Source organism: Oribacterium sp. P6A1, assembly GCF_000702885.1.
Classification (GTDB): Bacteria; Bacillota; Clostridia; order Lachnospirales; family Lachnospiraceae; genus Oribacterium.
On sequence record NZ_JNKO01000017.1, the window covers coordinates 23,589 to 44,093 of the forward strand.

14 protein-coding genes and 1 tRNA gene are annotated in these 20,505 nt (G+C 44.2%); 3 read left to right on the forward strand and 12 right to left on the reverse strand.

The window, feature by feature from the left end; all coding sequences use genetic code 11:
- Positions 1-17: 17 nt before the first annotated feature.
- The 10 genes from T515_RS11225 to alr form a co-directional block, all read right to left on the reverse strand.
- Positions 18-1,175, reverse strand: coding sequence for an iron-containing alcohol dehydrogenase (locus tag T515_RS11225; protein WP_036611128.1), 1,158 nt, complete (start codon positions 1,173-1,175; stop codon positions 18-20).
- 189 nt (positions 1,176-1,364) lie between these two features.
- Positions 1,365-3,851 (reverse strand): (2S)-3-sulfopropanediol dehydratase, encoded by a 2,487-nt coding sequence (gene hpfG, locus T515_RS11230; protein WP_036611130.1) that lies wholly within the window; start codon positions 3,849-3,851, stop codon positions 1,365-1,367.
- 311 nt (positions 3,852-4,162) lie between these two features.
- Positions 4,163-5,107 carry a (2S)-3-sulfopropanediol dehydratase activating enzyme gene (gene hpfH / locus T515_RS11235; RefSeq protein ID WP_036611133.1) on the reverse strand — a complete coding sequence of 315 codons (945 nt, stop codon included), beginning with the start codon at positions 5,105-5,107 and terminating at the stop codon, positions 4,163-4,165.
- 225 nt (positions 5,108-5,332) lie between these two features.
- The gene (locus T515_RS11240) at positions 5,333-6,526 is read right to left on the reverse strand and encodes a response regulator transcription factor (protein WP_036611134.1); all 1,194 of its coding nucleotides are present in this window, start codon (positions 6,524-6,526) and stop codon (positions 5,333-5,335) included.
- A gap of 93 nt (positions 6,527-6,619) precedes the next feature.
- Positions 6,620-7,288, reverse strand: a complete 669-nt coding sequence (locus T515_RS11245; RefSeq protein WP_036611135.1) for a hypothetical protein — start codon at positions 7,286-7,288, stop codon at positions 6,620-6,622.
- 269 nt (positions 7,289-7,557) lie between these two features.
- Entirely contained in the window at positions 7,558-8,964 is a 1,407-nt protein-coding gene (locus T515_RS11250) for a GGDEF domain-containing protein (protein ID WP_036611136.1), read from the reverse strand.
- A 17-nt stretch (positions 8,965-8,981) separates the two neighbouring features.
- Positions 8,982-9,674, reverse strand: a complete 693-nt coding sequence (locus T515_RS11255; RefSeq protein ID WP_036611137.1) for a DNA alkylation repair protein — start codon at positions 9,672-9,674, stop codon at positions 8,982-8,984.
- Positions 9,675-10,145: 471 nt separating this feature from the next.
- Positions 10,146-10,217 (reverse strand) — tRNA-Gly (locus T515_RS11260).
- Between the two features lie 80 nt (positions 10,218-10,297).
- Positions 10,298-11,755 (reverse strand): nicotinate phosphoribosyltransferase, encoded by a 1,458-nt coding sequence (locus T515_RS11265; protein ID WP_036611164.1) that lies wholly within the window; start codon positions 11,753-11,755, stop codon positions 10,298-10,300.
- Between the two features lie 39 nt (positions 11,756-11,794).
- The gene (gene alr, locus T515_RS11270) at positions 11,795-12,964 is read right to left on the reverse strand and encodes an alanine racemase (protein WP_036611139.1); all 1,170 of its coding nucleotides are present in this window, start codon (positions 12,962-12,964) and stop codon (positions 11,795-11,797) included.
- Positions 12,965-13,380: 416 nt separating this feature from the next.
- Here alr and T515_RS16720 point away from each other — a divergent pair, with 416 nt between their 5' ends.
- Genes T515_RS16720 through T515_RS11285 form a run of 3 tightly spaced genes read left to right on the forward strand, consistent with a single transcriptional unit; the run spans position 13,381 to position 19,287 of the window.
- Positions 13,381-16,416 carry a double zinc ribbon domain-containing protein gene (locus tag T515_RS16720; RefSeq protein WP_051671668.1) on the forward strand — a complete coding sequence of 1,012 codons (3,036 nt, stop codon included), beginning with the start codon at positions 13,381-13,383 and terminating at the stop codon, positions 16,414-16,416.
- A gap of 2 nt (positions 16,417-16,418) precedes the next feature.
- Positions 16,419-17,252, forward strand: a complete 834-nt coding sequence (locus tag T515_RS11280) for a tetratricopeptide repeat protein (RefSeq protein ID WP_036611140.1) — start codon at positions 16,419-16,421, stop codon at positions 17,250-17,252.
- Positions 17,245-19,287: a hypothetical protein gene (locus T515_RS11285; protein WP_036611142.1), complete on the forward strand. Its 2,043-nt coding sequence runs from the start codon at positions 17,245-17,247 to the stop codon at positions 19,285-19,287. Before T515_RS11280 ends, T515_RS11285 begins: the two co-directional genes overlap by 8 nt.
- 23 nt (positions 19,288-19,310) lie before the next feature.
- On the opposite strand, the gene T515_RS11290 is transcribed toward T515_RS11285, so the two are convergent.
- Positions 19,311-19,727 (reverse strand): dihydrodipicolinate synthase family protein, encoded by a 417-nt coding sequence (locus T515_RS11290; RefSeq protein WP_330372665.1) that lies wholly within the window; start codon positions 19,725-19,727, stop codon positions 19,311-19,313.
- A gap of 223 nt (positions 19,728-19,950) precedes the next feature.
- Positions 19,951-20,433: a type III toxin-antitoxin system ToxN/AbiQ family toxin gene (locus T515_RS11295; RefSeq protein WP_036611167.1), complete on the reverse strand. Its 483-nt coding sequence runs from the start codon at positions 20,431-20,433 to the stop codon at positions 19,951-19,953.
- Positions 20,434-20,505 lie beyond the last annotated feature (72 nt).

Here is a 20,505-nt window from a genome sequence, read left to right on the forward strand (position 1 = left end):
CAAAGCTCAAAGACCTGTCACAGTGCCTCTTTATAAAGCATCACGCAGTCCTTGAGAGTGGTCTGTCTTGGATTTGCCATGATGTTAGCCTGTCCCTTCATGGCATCTTCTGCCATAACATCGATCTTATCTTCTGTTACCCCAACATCCGAAAGCTTCTCAGGTATACCGAGCTGCCTGTTAAGCTTTTTAAGTTCATCCACAAGCATCATGGGAACGAAGTTCTCAACAGGTCCCTTCTCTTCCCTGATGTATCTGTAAATCTTCTCATACTTTCCGTCGCGGTCTGCAATGGCGTTGAACTCAGCCACATAAGGCAGGAGGATGGCATTGGCAACACCGTGAGCCACATGGAAATGTCCGCTTACAGGGTGGCTCAATGCGTGAACGTCGCCGAGTCTTGCCCATGCAAATGATATTCCCGCGAAGTTGGAACCCAGCATCATGGCGCTGGCTGCCTCAGTGTCCTTGCGGTTGGCGGTGAATCTGCGGAGATTCTTTCCGATAAGCTCCATAGCCTTCTCTGCCATTGCATCTGAGAATGGTGTGGCATTGTTTGAAACGTATGCCTCCATGGCGTGAATAAGGGCATCGATACCGCAGGAAGCTGCCACAGAAGCAGGTGCGGTCATGATGAGCTCGGGATCAAGAATCGCAAACTTCGGAATCTGCTCATAACTGAAAACAGACATCTTGAAGTTTGTTATCTCGTCAGTAATTACCGCTGAAGCCGTAACTTCACTTCCTGTTCCCGCAGTTGTGGGAACAGCAATGATAGGTGTGATAGGGCCGGGAACCTTGCCTGTTCCCACATACTGCTGTATCTCACCGCCGTATGTTGCAAGAACACCAACGGCCTTGGCAACATCCATAGGGCTTCCGCCGCCGAGAGCAACGATGCAGCCTGCACCGGACTCCTTGTACTTTGCAGTTGCTTCTTTCACACAGGCAACTGTAGGATTCGGAATCACATCAAGAAAACTTTCGCAGCTGATGCCTGCTGCCTCTATAAGGTCAACTACCTTCTTAACTACACCTATGGACTCGAGTCCTCTGTCAGAAACAAGAAAAACTTTATCTGTCTTCATCTCTGACTTCACAAGCTCAGGAATCTCCCTGAGGCTTCCCACTCCGAACTTTATAGTCTGCGGTACTTTAAATTCAAAATCTTTCATCTCATTCTCCATTAATCAATTCCCAAAGCTCCGCGCTTTATCCAATGATACGCGAAAAATCAGGAACCATTCCATAATATTTATTTTTATAATCAGCTATAATCTCTCACCTGAAAGAATCATACATTTGTCATAAGCTTCCGGATGTATCCAGGTAAAAAAGCTTCTGAAAGTCCTATATTTCATAAACTATCCAAAGCTAAGCTCTGTCCTCTGTATCAGATCTTTCTGCAGCGCTTTTCCAAGTTCCACGAAATAAGCGCTGTACCCTGCAACTCTCACCAACATGTCCTTATATTCCTCAGGATGCTTCTGTGCCTCCCTCATGGTTTTGGAACTCATAATGTTAAATTGCACATGCATCGCTCCCAGCTTTACATACTGGTCTATAAATGCTATCAGGTTGTCTCTTCCCGTTATTCCCGCTACTGCGTCCTGGGGAAACTTCATGTTCATGAGAGTTCCGTTTCCTGCCTTGCTGTGGTCAACCTTTACAAGAGAGTTTGTCAATGCTGTCGGCCCCGACACATCATGTGAACCTCCATCCGTATGCACCGGTCCCATGTTGTCGGAAATCGCTTCACCCTTCTTCCGCCCGTCAAGTGTGGCGTTGGTGGCCATTCCCATGGCGACATTGGCATTAACGGAATATACACCGGGATTGAACTGTCCGCCTGTGCGGTAAGTCTTTCTGCCGCTGATATGTCCGGTGTAGCAGTCAAACATGAACTTAAACAGCTCATCTGCATAGTCATCATCATTACCGTAATGATGGACCTTCGAACCGTTCACAAGGGCGTACAGCATTTCATGCCCCTTCCAGTTGTCCTTGACTGCTTTAAGAAGCTCTTCACCTGTATACCTATGCTCATCAAACATAAGCTGCTTTATGACCGAAAGGGAATCTGCGCAGGTTCCGAGACCGCTGGCCTGGGGGCCTATGCCGTTGTACTTTGCGCCGCCCTCTGTGAGATCCTTTCCCGTATCCATACAGTTTTGGAAAAATGCTGACACATAGGGTATGGGCTTTCTGTGTTCATGAGCCCCTTCGATGATGTACAGGCTTGAGCACATCTGGTCACACCAGTAGTCAAACTGCTTATCTATGCTTTCAAGAACCTCCTCAAAACTCTTGTATGTAATGAGGCTTCCTGTATCCGGCCCGAACTGCTCATCTGAATCAAGGAACTTTCCTCCGTTAATTACCATTTCCAGCATCTTGGGTGTGTTAACGTAAGCGGCGTCATGCCAGCCGTACTCAGCTCCCGGAAGATCAGGTTCAACACAGCCCACGACACAGTAGTCCCTTGCTTCTTCAAGAGACATGCCCTTCGAAAGCATGGCTTTTATTGCGGGAGCATCATTGAAAAGCTTTGGGTGACCGAAGCCCGCACGTATACATTCAACTGTTTTTACCTTGAGTTCATAGGGAGTCTTCTCCGATACACGTACACAGATCCAGGGCACCATCATACGGGTTTGCTCCGAGGCTTCAAGAACCAGAAATGTAAGATCGTTTGTGGCATCATCCCCGTCTCTGCCGAGACCTCCGATGGTGAGACTTTCTCCACCGAAACCACGTCCGTTTCTTACGGCAGTTGAGCCCCAGTCTTTTAGCTTTGTGGGATTGTTCAGCTTCACAAACTGGTCTTCAAGTATCTCAAGAGCCTGCATCTTGGTGAGAACTCCGTCATCTATATCCGCCTTGTAATAAGGATAAAGCCACTGATCCATACGTCCGTAGGAGATGGAATGTCCGTTGCTTTCTATAGTTATGAGGGTTGTTGCAAAATTGAAAAGCTGAACCGCCTGCCAGAAGGATCTCGCAGGTCCTCCCGCAATCTGATGACAGTTAAATGCCATCCTTGTAAGCTCATCTTTTCTGACAGGGTCAGTTTCTGCCAGAGCTGTCTCCTCCGCAAGTCGGGCGTATCTCTCGATATATGCGATTGATGCCCGAAGTTCTATGAGCATGGCATCATAAAAATCTCTTTTATCCGAAAACTCAGGGTCCTTTTTGGATAAGGCTTCTCTGTGGGCTCTTGCTTCTTCAATGAGACCCATGAAGCCTACCTTCATGAGCTTTCCGTAATCTATGGCCAGATGCCCGGTTCCCGCATAATGATACAGATTAGTCTGGAAGATTTTCTTCCCGGCTTCAGAACCCTTGATCTGCTCTTCATCGAGTCTTCCTTCTACTTCATCCGCTACAGTTCTTCCCTGCCACCACTTTAAGAGTTCTATGGCTTCCTGTTTTTCCTCTTCGCTCCTCCAGTAAAACTGGTCATGCTCTCTGTCCTCGAAAGGATGGTTAACAGCTTCATCAAGTATCCAGTTAACAGAAAACTCAGGGTATATGGGTGCTGCCTTCGCGGGAGCAGCATTATCACCCAGGATAAGCTCACGGTCATATATATGAAGGGTGACATTTTCGAGAATATTTTTAAATGCGTAAGCACACTGAAGCTTTGCCGGTGCCTTTGGATGCGCTTTGTAGGATTCTGTAACCAGCCTGAGGCGCTCGATATCTATCCAGTAATTCTTCTCAAGAAAATTCTTTCTAAGGAAATTTATCCTCGGAAACGGTGACCAGTCCTTGTGATTGACCTCGTATCCAAGGTGGCACTGATGATCATAAGGCTCAGTGCCTGAGCAGGTAGTGTGAAATTCTGCCATGTGTTTATCCTCCGTTAGTTTTAAACACATTAAATTTTAGTCCGGACAGATAAGATTTAACATTACCCGCATTGCCTATTCCATGTAGGGAATGTTCCCTATATTTTTATCATTCCTTTGTATCATAAGTATATGTAAAACAAATATAACCGAGAGTTCACATAAGACGTAAACTCTCGGTTACTAAATGTCTGCATACCTGTGATTTTAGCCGATTGGATCTGCATCTGTGGGCCGGAAATAAACGACGTAAAAACAGGTTTACCGATAAGGAAATATTTATCTCTTATATATCCCGAATCGGACTAATTTCAAGCTCCGGTTCCAACGATACAGTTAATGCCTCTTTCATTAAAGTATTCTGCTATCTTTTCCACGCGCTTCTGAAAAGAGTGTCTGCTGAACCTCAGAGTCTTCATAGGATATTCACGCCCCAGGGACTCGTACTTCTCCACTCCCAGCCTCATAAAACTAAGAAGCTGCAAAACCTTTATATCGTTGTTCAAGTCCTGAAGAATAAAGTCTGCGGTTTTCTCGATATTCATATCATCGTCATTCACATGAGGTATCACAGGAATACGCAATATGAGTTCCTTATGAAGATTTGCAATCTTTCGGATATTTTCATGTATAAGATGATTGTCAGCCCCTGTGTACGCTCTGTGGATCTCTTCATTCATGATTTTAAGATCTGTAATGATAAGATCAGTGTAAGGCAGTACCTTTTCCACCTCACTCCATGCTGCGCAAAAGGTGGTTTCAAGACAGGTTTGAATCTTTTCTTCCCTGCATCGTTTAAAGAGTTCCGCAACGAAATCCGCCTGCAGAAGAGGTTCTCCTCCCGAAACCGTTACTCCTCCTCCTGACTCCTCGTAGTACCCGCTGTCCCTGCAGATTATCTCCATACATTCATCCACGGACATCTTCTGTCCCCATCTCTTGATGGCATCGGAAGGGCAGTTATCTCCGCAGACCAGGCAGCCTTCGCAAATGTTTCTGTCTACTCTTATAGGCTTGTTCCTCAGGAACTGAATAACATTATCCTTTGGACAGACAGCCTTGCATGCTCCGCATTGTTTAAGTCCTATGCATTTACTTTTATAAAGTCCAGGCTCTATACCTTTCCTCTGACTTTCCGGATTACTGCACCACATGCATTTCAAGGGACACCCCTTCAAAAAAAGTTCTGTCCGCATTCCCGGGCCGTCATGTATGGTAAATCTCTGTATGTTAAAGACAATTCCATTCGTACTCAACTCGTCACCTATCCCTGTGGTATATTAAAAAATATTATATGCAGTCTGATTAATACAACATAACCAACTATTCCTATATTTATAAGGAATTCTCCCTATATTGTCATACTAACATAGATTGTAATACAAATCTTTTTCTTGAATTTAAGTATCAAAAAAAGAACACCGAAGTGTTCTTCCCGGTATGCCGTATTACTGAATCTGCCACAAGTCAGGCATGTCATATCAGGACTTTTTCATCACCTGCATCAACTGATATCTGCTGTTCACATGGCACTTTTCGTAGATATTTTCAACGTGCTTCTTTACGGTGTGGTAACTGATGACCATGGTGGACGCAATCTCCTTATAGGTATACCCCTTAGCCATGAGACGGGCCACCTTCTGTTCTGTTTTTGTGAGTGCGTCGAGACTCTCCGTCCCGACATACAACACCCCATCCGTTTTGGGAAGAGCCTCATGCTCTTCCTTATGTATAGTGATCCAGTGATAGAGATCCACTATTCCGTTTGAGTATCTCTGCCTGTAATCATGTATAGTGTAAATGTAATTCTTAATGGTCCTGTTATGAACCTCACTGTTGTCCAAATCGGAAACTCCCAGCAGGAATGGAAGCCAGTTACAGGGGGTGTCAGAGTCAATGCTTCCGAGATTCACCCCCATCAGTTCTTCAAGTCTCTTTAGCGCTTCACTGCTGTGGTCAAGAATATGCATAAAGTCATCGGTTATCAGATATGCCTTCTCTCCCGATGCGATAATCTCTCCCTGTATCTTCGAGATTATTTTAATCTGCTCATATTTTTTGAAATTCTTGTAGGCAGTTGCTATATATGAATATATATCACGGAGATGCTCCACATCTTTATCGGAAAAATCTCCCTCTGCTTTATCCCTGAGAAAAACAAGCTGAATGTAGGCATTGATACCAAAAGCCATAGTGAGGCTGTAATGTGCAGAAAAATTCTTTTTCAGGAAAGCCGCATGAGAAGAATTCCCGTAATCCTTAACTATATCAGTTCCACGATACAGCCTTGGTTCGATGTCGAAATAGGTCAGATGGTCATTGACAGCTTCTTCATATATTTTTTGTCTCACTATGTCTTCGGACTCAAAATACATATATGGATGGTCTGTCTCATCAGTAATGCTTTGATTATCTCCAGGAGTCAAGAAGGATCCGGATAAGTCTTTAGTCTTATGTGAACCATCATTTATGTTTGAAATATTCCCTTCAACTTTATCTGTCCAGGACAGAAACCTTCCTACCGTGTCAAAATACATAATGATAACTTTTGACAAACCGAAATTTCTCTCTAAAGACTCCAGCATAAACGGATTGAAAAATTCCTGCGCAGAAATCTGGTGGTTCTCCATCTCCAGAAAAAAGTTCCGTATTCCCTTCTCTGTTGCTTTGCCCATGATATAAATACTCCTTTTGAGCCCTTCTACTTCCTTGAATTTTAGCAAAAGGTCAGGAAATACTCAAACGAAGATGAAGCATCAGTTTCTTGTTTATTCCGGATTAAGGGAAACTACGATTCCGATAAAGTAACCTGCCGTGAAACACAGCGCATGGATGATTGTAAGCGGAGCAGTTTTAGCATTAAAATCAAATAAACAAATAACAACGAATACTATCAGGATATATAAAAGCCTTTTCCATTCACCTTTTATAACGCGCATCAGCTCATTAACATCTTCACGCTTCCCTATATATTCTGTCAGCTGGATTACAATCATACTGAAGAAGGCCACCACATAAGGTGTAAACACTTCTTTACCTGAACGGCCATTTATGGTCATTAAATAACCGTCTATCAAGGCAAGAATAAAAGTTGCGATATACAGCCACATTCTTTCGCTTTTTGAAACGATAGATTTTTTTCCTGTCTTACAGTACATATTCTCCAGATATGCAAATAACCTTATGATAATCAGGCATAGGATATTCATACCTGCAGCCAAAAGCATCGCAGACTTTCCTGCCGAAGGAAGAGCCGCATCTTTACTACCGTTCAAGTTATCGGCAACAGCGCCGGGCTGACTGCTGAAAGCAAAGAATAAAACGAAGGACATAAAAATATAAAACAATAGTTTAAAATCCAGGGTTTCTTTCTTCTTTTGCCAATAAGTCAGACAAAAACTAAATGCCATTGAACAGGTAAAAACTATTAGATACATATATGATTCCTCCTTTTCAGAAACTCGTTTTCACAGAATTATGTCGGCCGAAAATTTTCTATTATTATAATATGATATAAGTGTCATGAAATATCTCTCCAACTTGTGCTCGCACAAAAGTGGGAGAGATATTTCATGACGCGCCCCACATGACTGGTGGCAGATTCCGTAGGAATCTGGCATATAGCACCAGCCCTTCGCGAAGCGAATACAAATGGGCTGACGTTCCCAGTGAGAGCGAAGCGGTCCGATATCAGCTTTTAACAGTTTCAGTCAATGCGTTCTGCTTTCATTTCCTTCTTTCTCTGATACATGGCGTCATCTGCACGACGGAATACGTCTTCAACGCCGGTATCTGTGTTCATGTCAAAATATGCTACACCTATTGCCGCAGAAGGTGCTTCCCAAGGCTTGGCATCCTGTCCTGCTGCACGTTCATTTAAGGCTTTTTCAAAGTTCTGAATTAGCTTATCAGCATTTTCCAGATCCCTTTTCTGCAGGATGATGGCGAACTCGTCACCGCCTATCCTGTATATCGGAGAATGTACAAAGCTATCACATACTATGGCGCAGAAGTTCTGGATGAGAATATCACCGTATTTGTGGCCATAGGTATCATTGATTTTCTTTAGATAATTAACGTCCATCATCATGATACCGAATTGATTGATGTGTTTTGCAGTTATCTCCCTATTGAGATGTTTTACTTTCTCATCATAGGCAAGCTTATTTCTTACTCCTGTAAGAGAATCCGTACTTGCCACCTCTTTCATATGCACTGTTTCTTTTTCCGCAGATATGATACGGAACATGTAGTCCTTCATATCTTCAGTCATCTGATTGATGGTATTTCCCAGGGATTCAACCTCGTTTTTTATATTAAACTCGGGTTTTTCAAATTTAAGCTTATCCGGAGAGCTCACCTCCCTGCTCTTTTTAATATACCCGATAGCGCTCTTTTCCAGCATCTCGATAGGATCCGTTATGTTTCTGGATGCCCAGGTCATAAAACCCAGGATAAATACAGCACCGGTCATCAGGATAAGGATCAGGTTAGTGACCGTTCTGTACAGAATATCACGTGACATCTGTGTCAAATCTATATCAACACCAAGAATTGCATAGGGAACTCCTGAAGAATCGCGAAGAGTGTAGTAACCGCAATAGGAATGGCCCCAGTAAGTAGTACTTTCCATGAAAACAATATCTCTTTCCCCCATAATGAGATGGAGCTCGTCCACTTCTTCTTTTGTGTATTCATCCTCTGTTATGTCACCAAGGTACAGATTCCCCTCAGTATCCTCATATCGGTCATAATTGTTTTCTGCTGACACAACAATCAGGACATGATTTCCTCCATCCTCTTTTAAAGGTTTTATGACATAGAGATACTGCGGATTCAGATCTTCTTTGACGTCATCCAGAAAAACCATCATGTCTTTATACTTCTGGCTTTCTGTTTTTGTTTCCATGCAGTTTTTTAAATCATCGTTATCGATATATCCGGTAACATAAGTGATGATCTGCCTTATATGATCCTGGCTTTCTTTAATAAACAGACTTTTGTAATTGAAATATATATTGACGCCAAGTACCAGACACAGTACAAGCACGAATGAAATACATCCGAATCGTATACTCCTTTTTAAAGGTTTCTGAATTCTTTTATTTTCCATAAGCATTACCTTCTAGGTCATTTGCCCTTCACCTTTAACGACTTAAGATATATCTTCTGTTCTTCTGTAATGCGATAACTTTCTACCGCCTTTTGTATAGTCTTATTATGAGTCCATGCATCAAGCCTGTTGTTTTCAATAAACGGCAGTATATCGTCATACTGTTTTGCAAGAGCCGTGGCAAAGTACCAGGCCGTCATCATGTTGACATAGTATTCCTCTGACCTTATTTCAGCTACAAGTCCCGCATAGGACACATCAAACTCCTCATCCAGGAAATGTTCCATAAGCATCCCTATTCCGAACCTCACTGTATAGGTTTCTTCTGATCTCAGCCAGTTCTTAATCTCTGAAAAGAGTTCCCCCCGATGCTTTTTAAACACTTTTGGAGATAACTGATCACAGGTTGCCCAGTTATCAATATATGGAAGAAATCGTTTTAACTCCTGAAGACATTCATCATAGTCTTTTATCTCTGAAATCAAAAAAGCATGGAGCTGGTTTTCATCAAAATATCTATGGGGTAATTCCCCCAAAAAATCCTTAATATCCTCCTTTTTTGAGAGAGCTTTTGCCATTTTACGCAGCGCCGGTGTCCTGACTCCTATCACCGTTTCCGGATCTATATTCGGTATCAGCCTGCTTTGAAAATCTCTGTATTTTATATCCTGTAATTTAAACAACTCGTTCCTGATTTCTTCTCCGAACATAGTACTCTCCCGTTATTCTAAATTCTCACGTACATTCTAATCTGAATTTATTATAACACTTACTACTTCGACAGTTTTTCAAAAAATAAAATAAGCCCGGAGGACTTTTCCTCCAGGCTCTTGAGAAGCGCGAGACGGGGGCGCTGCATGCCCTTTGGCATGCGCTTAGCGCCGACCGAGCCGGCAGGCGAGACTAACCCTTGGGTTCGATCTCCGGCGAACGCGAAAACACCCCGAAAGTCTTTACCTTCGGGGCGTTGAGAAGCGCGAGACGGGGGCGCTACATGCCCTTTGGCATGTGCTTAGCGCCGACCGAGCCGGCAGGCAATAAGCAGGAATCCTATCGGATTCCTATGAACCGCTCAAAGCCGCGCGGCTCCTCCGATCATAGATCGGGGGCAGTGACGAACCGTAGGTTCGATCCTCGGCGAACGCGAAAAGAGCCTCAGGTCACTCCTGAGGCTCTTGAGAAGCGCGAGACGGGGATCGAACCCGCGATCTTCGCCTTGGCAAGGCGACGTAGTACCACTCTACTACTCGCGCACTTCATGTTCGCTTGTTTCTTGCGAACATTGAAGAGTATACAGAAACTATATACTGTTGTCAATAAAAAAATAACATTTTTATGCCCAGTCTTCTCTTGCCAGCATATCCATCTTCATCTCATAGTATGCCGGTGTCATATCGATGTAGTGATAGTGAGGATTCTCGAATCTCTGCTCCTCATCCCAAATCTCATTGGCAAGCTGCTCTTTTACATAAACAGCGATCTCCTTTGCGGAAACGGCTTCTTCTGTTCTCTTTCCGTTTTTAAGTACCTGCTTTTGCATCTTCTTTGCAGTACAGTTTTCGAAGGAACGAACCTTCCATGGCTTTCTTGGATCCACAAATCTGAAGGAATCCGAAAGGTCCACTTCTTCACCCTTCTTTGCGATGAGATCCGCAAGGGCACGGCCTTCACTGTTGTAGATACGGTAAACTTCCTTAAGTCCCGGATTTGTGATCTTTTCAACGGTTTCGGATACCTTGATTCTCGGCTGCATCTCTCCGTTTTCCTCAACGGCACAAAGCTTATATACAGCACCGAATACGGGCTCGGAACGTGATGTGATAAGTCTTTCACCTACGCCGAAAGCATTGACCTGACCACCCTGGGCAAGGATTGAGTTGATGGTATTCTCATCGAGACAGTTGGATATAACGATCTTTGCATCAGGGAAACCGGCATCATCGAGCATCTTTCTTGTCTCCTTTGTGAGGTATGCAAGGTCTCCGCTGTCTATGCGGATACCGAAGCTCTTTGACTTTATTCCCTGTTCCTTCATCTCGTTGAAGACCTTTATGGCGTTAGGGATACCTGAATCCAGAACATCATAAGTATCTACCAGAAGGATGCAGTTATCAGGATAGATCTTTGCAAACTTACGGAAGGCAGTGAGCTCGTCACCATAGTACATCACCCAGCTGTGTGCCATGGTGCCTCCAACCGGGATGTCAAAATACTGGCCCGCTATAACTGTGGCCGTACTTGAAACACCTCCGATTATGGCAGCTCTTGCGCCGTAAATTGCAGCATCGTTGTTATGGGCACGGCGTGCGCCGAAATCAGAAACAGCTCTGCCCTGGGCGGCACGTACAACGCGACGGGCCTTTGTTGCAATGAGGCTCTGATGGTTTATCTGTGTGAGAAGCTCAGTCTCAACAAGCTGCGCCTCAACGATATTGGCAACTACGGTCACGATGGGCTCGTTTGGATATATGACGCTGCCCTCCGGAAATGCATACACATCACCTGTAAAACGGAAATTTGAAAGCCAATCAAGGAACTTTTCATCAAAGAGATTCAGGCTTCTGAGATACTCCACATCCTCGGAATCGAAATGCATGTCCTCAAGATACTGGATTACCTGCTCTAGTCCAGCAAATATGGAAAAACCGCCTTCATCCGGATTTCTTCTGAAGAATACATCAAATGCCACCTTTGTTTCGGTGTTTTCCCCAAGGAAATAGCCATTGGCCATGGTAAGTTCATAAAGATCCATCATCATGGAAATATTTCTTTTGTCATTAATTCGTTTCATCTCTCCACCTGTCCGGATAAAGATCATCCTTTTTTATTATTACATCCTGAGCATCAGCTCTCTGTAAACCACTTCGCCATCAGCGATATAAACTCTGTGAACACGCTTGCTGACGGCACACACTATTTCATATGGTATGGTTCCTGCCATTTCTGCCATATTCTCTATAGGATTGTGTTCTCCGAAAATCTCAACTTCGCTTCCCACAACAACTTCCGGCTTATCCGTGAGGTCGATCATACACATATCCATGCAGATACGTCCCCGTACCGGCGCGGCGCCCTGGCCGGTCATAACGCTGTATCGGTCTGATAAAGACCTCAGGAATCCGTCTGCGTATCCGTAAGGAACAACTCCGATACGGGTCTTTTTATCTGTTGTGTAAAGTCCTCCGTAACTGATCTTTGTACCCTCAGGATAGATCTTAATGGTGCTGACCGTAGTCTTCATGGTCATGATGGGCTTAAGTCCCAAACGCTTTGCAAAGTCCCCATATCCGTAAAGCAGAAGCCCCGGGCGTACCATATCGAGATAGGTCTCAGGATAGTCCACCGTAGCACCTGTATTGGCACAATGTCTAAGTTTGAACTTCTTACCGAGCTTTTCCTCGACGGCGCTCACCACATCTGTAAACAGCTTAAACTGATGCTTTGTATACTCTACGCACTCATCACCCGTTTCGTCAGATACCGCAAAGTGTGTAAATATTCCCTCCGCATCAAGTCCCGGAAGATTGCAGGCATAGCAGATTCCATCAACTCCATGTTCGAAATAATCTCCCTCGCAGATATAACCGAGACGGGACATACCTGAATCAACCTTGATATGTACTTTCAGGGTTCCGCCGTATTTTACTGCCTCTTCGCTGTATTCGATGGCCTTGGCCTCACAGGTAACCGCCTGGGTGATGTTGAAGCAGATAAGTCTGTCCACCTGTTCCCTTGGTGTATGTCCAAGAATGAGGATAGGCATGGTGATGCCGTTGAATCTGAGCTCCATGGCCTCATCTATACTGCTGACAGCGAGATAATCAGCTCCAAGATCCTGAAGATGCCGGGATACCTGAACAGCGCCGTGACCGTAGGCATCCGCCTTTACAACCCCAAGGAACTTAACATCTTTCCCGATGTATTCTCTTATTTTTTTATAGTTAAAGGCAAGATTATCAAGATTGATCTCTGCCCATGTTCTTTTTAATGTTGACTTCATTACCTATAGAAACTCCTCGTATTCATATGAGTATCGCCTGCACACCTATGTGTGTTTCGGCGTTGATCTGCGCGTAGCTGATACTCTTCCACTCACATCATTATCATTCTTTATGTAATGCAGAGTGTCGAAATCACTCCGTAATGGGTTTAATTGTAGCACTTATGGAGTGAAATTGTTCATTAAAATATTTTTAATAGCTTAATCAGGCATTTCCTTCTATTTCTCCTTCAAGCTCTCCACCGGCTGAACCGGCCCCCGACCGGTCCAAATATCACATTCCAGGCGAATCTGACATATACAAGAGCCCCCACTAATCGGGTTATTTATCTTATACTTGCCTTTCCCATAGCCGATTAAAATCTTAAGCTATTTCTCTTAATTTGATGGTTTTACTGGATGAAAGGAGCTGTTTTATGGCCGGATTCTGTCGTTACTGCGGAACGAAGCTTCAGGATAATGCTTCCATTTGTGGCGGATGCGGAAAGCCTGTACCGAATAAAAGTCCTCAGAAGATGGGGATAAACAATAAAAAATTCTGCGGAAACTGCGGCAGTGCATTAACCCCTGAAGCCAGATTCTGCCGTGCATGCGGCTGGAAGGTGCCGACAGATGCAGATAGCCCTGCCTCATCACAAAGAGGCAATAACACTGCACAGAACATTCCATACCGGAACCCTGTTCAGGTGCCTGCTTCCGCACAAAACGCTTCATCCCATAGCTCTGTTCAGGACATCCATTCCGGGCAGACTGTCTCTCAGCATGGCTCCTTTTCGGGACCCGCTTCTGCTGATAATGCAAATTCCACCGGAGCTTTCCAGGGCTTTGTTCCCACGAGTAACAGCTCCTTTCAGGGTTCCTTTATCCCTCCCGGTTCAGGCATTCAGCAGAACCATGCCGGGGAAAAGGAAGGCTTCTCCCTGTTCACCCTTAGTCGGATGAATCTTTTTCTGCTGCTCAGCGTATTCATGTTCAATGCAGGTCCGTCACTTTTCTGCTCAGTCAGAATGACTCAGCTTCAGTCATTTCTCAGCGACTCCCAGGTAAAACTGTGTGGTTTTTCCGCGCGCTTTATGGGAACACTATTTCTGATGGCAGTTTTCCTTTGCATGTCCGGAACCCGGATTTCTCTGCCGGGACGAGCCGCCAAAGTATTGCTCGGATTGACTCCTCTGTACTTTGCCCTGTCATTAAGCATGTTTGTTGCTTCAAATTTTGTATCATCATTTTCCATACTTCCTGTTTTCTTACTGGCGGTTATCATGTCCCTTATCATGGTGGCTGCCGGCTTCAGTGCCACCGTAGATGCTGTTTCCCTAAAAGCACGGGGTTTTATCAGGAACCTTCTTCTGCTTATCAGGCATCCCCTTAACTGTTTTCTATGGCTGATGGCCTTTCTGACCATCACGCTGGTTCAGACGGCAGTGACTTTCGGACTTCTGCTTGTAAGAACCAGCACCACCCTGACCTCTGATTACGTGTCATGGCTTTTGATCAGCGTTGCGGAAACACTGGTAATTTCACTTATTCTAAAATCCATGGCTGCATCTTCTGTGAAATGGATATCCCAAAACAGTATTCCAAAAAACGTCCGCAATCGCATGGCTGCCACTGCCGGGGCAGGTATGCAGTTTGGTATGCATAATCTTTCATCATACTTTGAACCTCAGCCACAACCGGACAACGGAACCCCTGTGCAGGGCAATGTCTCTTCGGAGAAATCCTCATCTCACCCTACCGGACTGCTCTCCTTCCTCACCCCGGTTTCCCGGGAGTCTGCCATCACCGCGCTGGTGCTGACTGTTCTAGGAAGCATAATGTTTCTGATAAGACCATCGGTGCCTGCCTCTGATTGGAAAAGAGAAATAGAAAGCGAGATCAACAGTGATCTTGCCCTCAGCAACTACACTCTTGTTGCCGGAAGTGTGCCTGATGCCATGGTCTATGCAGACCGTGCCACTGAAAAGATCGCTCTCCTTGATGCTTACTTAAGAAATGACGGATGGGCCCTTCTTTCATCAGCAAAACGTACAGGCGATACCAGAACCTGGCTTATGTATCTGGCTCTTCAGGGTTCAGATGAATCAAAAGTAAAAGACGCCGTGGGAAAACTCGAAGAGTCCGTAATTTCCGCCCCCATGAATCTGGACCTTAAAGGGCTGTTGCTGGAATGTTATGAAACAGGCCTTTTAGGTGAAATGGAATCCTATCAGGAAAACTACCGGAAAGAAATCGTCACGGAATATGTTCTTGATGGTATCTATACCCATGTTCTTCCTGAAATACCGGAGAATGGTCCTGAACTTGAGAATACTCTGGAGAAACTGAAAAAACATACTTCTTTTATAAGCGATTATCGTAATGCACTTTCTGATCTTGACCAGATAGGAAAGAAAGGAAAGCTTGAAGGCAACGACATCGACAAATTTATAAAACGTGCAGAAGAAAATCCTGATGAGGTGGGACTCCAGTATATTGCCGCATACGCGGCCTCAGAAGGGGCAAGCGATGATACCAGATACCTTTTTGAACGCGCAAGAGAACGTACCCTTCGCTTCCTTGAACTGGTTAAAAAGGACAATGACCCCGATGCCCTCAGAAAAGCCGGAATTATGGCTGTTCAGATGCTTCTGAAACTAAGAGGCTACAGAGAAGCTGCGGACATACTTTCCGGAATCGATACCCGTGATGTTCCGGAACTCAAGGAGAAACTCACAACCCTCAAGCTCAGTGCATTAAACGGACTCGAGGATCCGGCAGAGGCCTATGTTTTCACTAAGGATCTGCTGGAAAACGGCACCGAGACCCCTGAACTTCTTTTCAAGTACGGTGTAGCGGCCCTTAAGTACGGAAAACGGGAAGAGATGATTGACGCCCTGGAACGCCTCTCAACCTATATGCTGGATGAAGGTATCAAAGGAAAGGAACTTTATCAGATCGAAACCTGGTTTTACGTCATGTGTACCTACATCACCTTCAATGATGACAGTAATTACACAGGTTACAGCTACTCATTTTTCGGTTCCTTGTCAGATGAAGAGAAACAATCCATGTTCTCTCCTTTCCTTCTGCATTACCTTACAGCTATGGACAAAGGATATCGCCGTTATATTGATATCGCGGAAGAAGAGCTTTCCGCTGTTCTTGAAACACGAAGTGATCTCACCTATGCAAAATATCTGAGAGGTGTCATAGCATTTGCAGATCATGATTATGAAACTGCTGCAAAATATTACAAGATGGCATGTGACGTTGATCCCGAAAATACCACCTTCCTCTTTGGTCTGGCCAATGCCTACGACGGACTGGAAGACTATCAGAAGGCCTACGAACTCTGCCTTCGTATCCAAGCCATGGTTCCTACGGTAAATCATGATGAGGACTGGTACGGTATCGGTTACCACAACACTCAGCTTTTAAACAGACTTAAAGACAGATTAAAGGAGGAATGACTATGTTTATGGGAATCTTATGTGTGACCGCTCTTCTGTCACTCCTTTCGTTTTTTGTCTTTTCGGAAATCGGGTTCTCCACCTTCCTGCTGCTCCTTATATCTCTGGGAGGACTCGTGGCGGTACCTCTGTTTTCAAAACTTCACATCCCCGGAAAGAAACTGTGGAAGTTTATTCCGGTGATTTGCGCTGTTCTTGCCATACTGACTGCTTTTATCGTTCCGTCAGCAAAAAAGACCGAAAACAGCACCTACGATTTTGCAAACAGGGTACTTAAGACTGAGGAAATGATACTTAGTCTTGATGAAGCCGCGGAAGAGACATTGGCAAAGCTTGAAGAGGATTACGGAGAAAGCGACCGTACCTATGGACTCAGAGCATATCTTTGTCTGACTTCGGGAGACATAAGTGAAGCCTGGAAATGGCTTAACCTCATATCAGACAGGACATCAAAGGAGTTTTATGTACGGCTTGAGGCTCTCACTCTGTCGGATCCTGAAAAGACTGATGCCGAGGCACTTTACCGCCTTTATAAGGAAGCGGCCCAGAATCATCCGGACTGGGGCTATATGCAGCGCATGGCCGGTATCTCGGAATATGAAAAAGGCAATCTTACATCGGCTCAATACTATCTTAACAATGCCCTCAAACAGGATCCCGGAGACTGCTCAGCACTTTACTATATGGGCGCCATTGCCTGCAAATGGGGTGATTATTCAAATGCTGATGCATATTTCCGTGCCAGCATGGAAAACGGCGCCACGGATCAGATGCGGGCCCGGATGACCATGTACATGAATCAGGCGAAACAGGAAGGAGGATTAAGTCATGAATAAAAACAGGCACTTACTCAGACGTTTTTGTGCAATGCTTATGACCTGTGCTCTTCTTATACAGCAAACGTCTTTTTCTCTTGGTGCGCCTAAGAATGTTTCATCCGGGAAAGATACCGGAAACGATACCGGAAAAGAATCAGAACCCGCCGAAACATACGGTCCTCCGGTTCCATGGGATATGTTGGATTACTATTTATCCGAAGAAGAACTGAAAAAAATCTGTGAGGAAAATGATATAGATTTCTCCGAACCACCCATTGATGACAGTTACATTGAAGAAATACAAAAAGAATACTCTCGTATACAGCGAGAACTTGAACACAAAGATGACATTGTTGCTGCCAGGATCTATAACAAAACGACAACATCAAAAGAAAAAGAGAAAGATCCAAATTATAAAAGGCAGGTAGCCGAAGGAGCTCTTTCCGGATATTTATCCGAGTATGGAACCCAGGAAGCCTTAATGGCATTGAACTCCAGCAGATACGGTTTGGAACTGGATATTCTTAATGATGGAGGGGTTCAGGGGTTCCTGGACAGATATACGGCTTCACCTGGTGATAGTACTTTCTTTAATACAAGCAATATGACCAGAATGGAAATGGAGAGTGCTTCTTTAACCGAAAAATCCAAATCCTTATTTGATTATTTAACTAAAAATGATCAGGCCACAATTAACAGATATTCCGAATTAGGGGCAGAGTATTCCCGATGTGATAGAATTTACGAAGAAATGTCGCAATACAGAGCTCAAAGTGATTGGGAACAGCAGATGATAAATGAAGGGAGATTACACAGTAAATCCTATAAGAACCCAAGCAATGAAGAACTTGGTACTGCCAAGAAACTCCTCGATAATTCCAAAAAAGATTTTAAAGCAGATAAAGCGAAATGGTATAGAACCGGACGCAACCTTCTGATGCGGGGTTTTAACATTTTCATGGGAGGTTATACCATATACCAGGAAATGGAGAATCTCGGAACCCTCACAGGAGAATATGAAAATATGACTGATGATGATCATGCCGCTTCATGGCTCGGAAGGGCCGGTCTGTCAATTACATCTTTAACATCCGGAGCACTTGCCCTCCTCTCCGGTATTTCGGCCGAGATTCCTTCCTTTACCATATATTCCCTGGGAACCGCAACAGGTGGTTTTTGGGGAACTCTAGCAGGCATAGCTGTTCTGGTGGCAGGCACTGTTGGCGCAGGATGGCTTGCCACAACTGATGAATTCAAAGAGCACACCAGTGACTGGACCTGGCGTAACCTGAGAGAAACCTGGCAGGGAGCGAAAGATATCGCTTTCGGAAATATTACTGATGCCAATGCTTTTCTTTTGGATGAAATGCTTACCGAACTGGAGGAATATCCCTGGAAGCAAAACATGGATGAAGGTTTCCAGGAAATGTACTATTTCTTTGATGATCTTATCTACCGTGAAAACAGCGAAAGAAACAAGATAAAGCCTGCACCGGGTATAGGCGCTCTGAAACCTAACATCTATATCTACACAGAGACTGAACAGAACATTTCCGTAACCTTTGGTATGCCTCAGTGGCTCACAAAGTCCATCCCGGACTATACGGGAACCTGGCAGGTCAGAGCAACACCCGGAGGAATTCTGAATGCTGCTGACGGCAGCACTTACGGCTATCTTTTCTACGAATCGGAAACCAGGCCCTACTACTTCCAAAAAGATGAGGGCTGGCTTATTAAATCAGACACCAGAGCTTCACAGTTTGAGAAAATCCTTAAGGCCTACGGTTTCAACAACACTGAAATCCGTGATTTCCTTGAATTCTGGACCGGGAAACTGTCCGAAGATGAGGATTTCATGATGTACCCGCAGCTTACGGATACCATTGATAATGCTATGCCCGTTAAGGTATCACCTGAGCCTGATAATATTTTCCGCCTCTGGTTCACCTTTGAACCATACGCTGATCAGGAAGTATCAAAACCGGTAATCGAACCTATATCCCGTAACGGCTATACTGTAGTTGAATGGGGCGGCGTTATTTTGAACGAATAGTACCGGGCCGGAACATGAGCCCGTTATATCCTACAAAGTAAAAGGTGGAGTGTCATATGCGACACCCCACCTTTATATTGATCAAAGAAGTTATAAGCCTCCTCCCAGTGTCCTGCCATGAACTGATTGTAGATCATAGCCATGTTGTGAGGATAAGCATTGGCACAACCTGAAATTCCGCCTGTGCCGCCTGCCTGAAGTGTCCAGAGGATCAGCTGATCATTGCCGGAGAGTACAGCAAAGTCAGGATCCGCCTTCTTTCCTTCATCGATGTATCCAAGGATGTTGGAGAAGTTTCCTGAAGAATCCTTGGCACCTACGATGTTATCAACTGCTGCAAGCTTTCCTACAGTCTTTGGATCGATCTTGTTTCCTGTTCTTGCAGGAATGTTGTAAAGCACGATAGGCATGTTTGGAACCGCTGCTGCAACTCCAATCACAACTAATACAGATTTTGTCTTTCCAAAAGAAAAACCCCGGAAACACATCGGTTTCTGAGGTTTGTGAATTCTTTTCGATTCTCCGAAGATTCTCTCTTTAAGAACTGTGGGAATGGCAAAAAGCTTGAAATTACGCCATTTTCAGAAGTTTTTGCTTGTTACCTGTTTCTTATCGGGAGAGTCCCAGGGCTCCCGGTGAAAACAGGAAGTAGAACTAACTCTATTAATTACAATATGAATTACAAGCCTTTTCAAGCTTGCTAAAGTCATTAGTCCTTTTAGCTAATGGTGTATTATCACCATTTCTCAGCTTATGCTTATATACAATATCTGCATTTTTCAATATTCTATTTTTTTGCCTGTTGATTTCTCTGCTTTCAGCCTGCAATAAGAACCTGTAATGCGGATCCTTGGTCCCATTAACATCAACAAGATGAAATTTCTCATTCGGCACAGGAATCATATTATTTATATTGATCACCGCATAATCTTTGATCTTAACAAAATCAACACTTTCAGACATTTTCTTATGCTTTGACTTAAATGATGATAATGGTGCAAAGTATTTAAAACCATTTATTTCCAAGACAATACCTATGTATTTCCTGGAGGACTTATCCTCATCAGAAAAAAATATATGTTCCTGAAATGCCGATAAGTATTTAACATATTGGGAATCAACTTCATATAACTTTAAGCTTCTCATATTCCACCTAAACATAAAACAGGGACAAGAAACCTTGTCCCTGCTGCTAACTCGCTCACTTATAAGGCTGTG

Coding starts and splice junctions, on each gene's coding strand:
- T515_RS11285 (WP_036611142.1), top strand. CDS start 17,245: ATGAATAAAAACAGGCACTTACTCAGACGTTTTTGTGCAATGCTTATG.
- T515_RS11265 (WP_036611164.1), bottom strand. CDS start 11,755: ATGAAACGAATTAATGACAAAAGAAATATTTCCATGATGATGGATCTT.
- T515_RS16720 (WP_051671668.1), top strand. CDS start 13,381: ATGGCCGGATTCTGTCGTTACTGCGGAACGAAGCTTCAGGATAATGCT.
- alr (WP_036611139.1), bottom strand. CDS start 12,964: ATGAAGTCAACATTAAAAAGAACATGGGCAGAGATCAATCTTGATAAT.
- T515_RS11255 (WP_036611137.1), bottom strand. CDS start 9,674: ATGTTCGGAGAAGAAATCAGGAACGAGTTGTTTAAATTACAGGATATA.
- hpfG (WP_036611130.1), bottom strand. CDS start 3,851: ATGGCAGAATTTCACACTACCTGCTCAGGCACTGAGCCTTATGATCAT.
- T515_RS11245 (WP_036611135.1), bottom strand. CDS start 7,288: ATGTATCTAATAGTTTTTACCTGTTCAATGGCATTTAGTTTTTGTCTG.
- T515_RS11280 (WP_036611140.1), top strand. CDS start 16,419: ATGTTTATGGGAATCTTATGTGTGACCGCTCTTCTGTCACTCCTTTCG.
- T515_RS11295 (WP_036611167.1), bottom strand. CDS start 20,433: ATGAGAAGCTTAAAGTTATATGAAGTTGATTCCCAATATGTTAAATAC.
- T515_RS11225 (WP_036611128.1), bottom strand. CDS start 1,175: ATGAAAGATTTTGAATTTAAAGTACCGCAGACTATAAAGTTCGGAGTG.
- T515_RS11240 (WP_036611134.1), bottom strand. CDS start 6,526: ATGGGCAAAGCAACAGAGAAGGGAATACGGAACTTTTTTCTGGAGATG.
- T515_RS11250 (WP_036611136.1), bottom strand. CDS start 8,964: ATGGAAAATAAAAGAATTCAGAAACCTTTAAAAAGGAGTATACGATTC.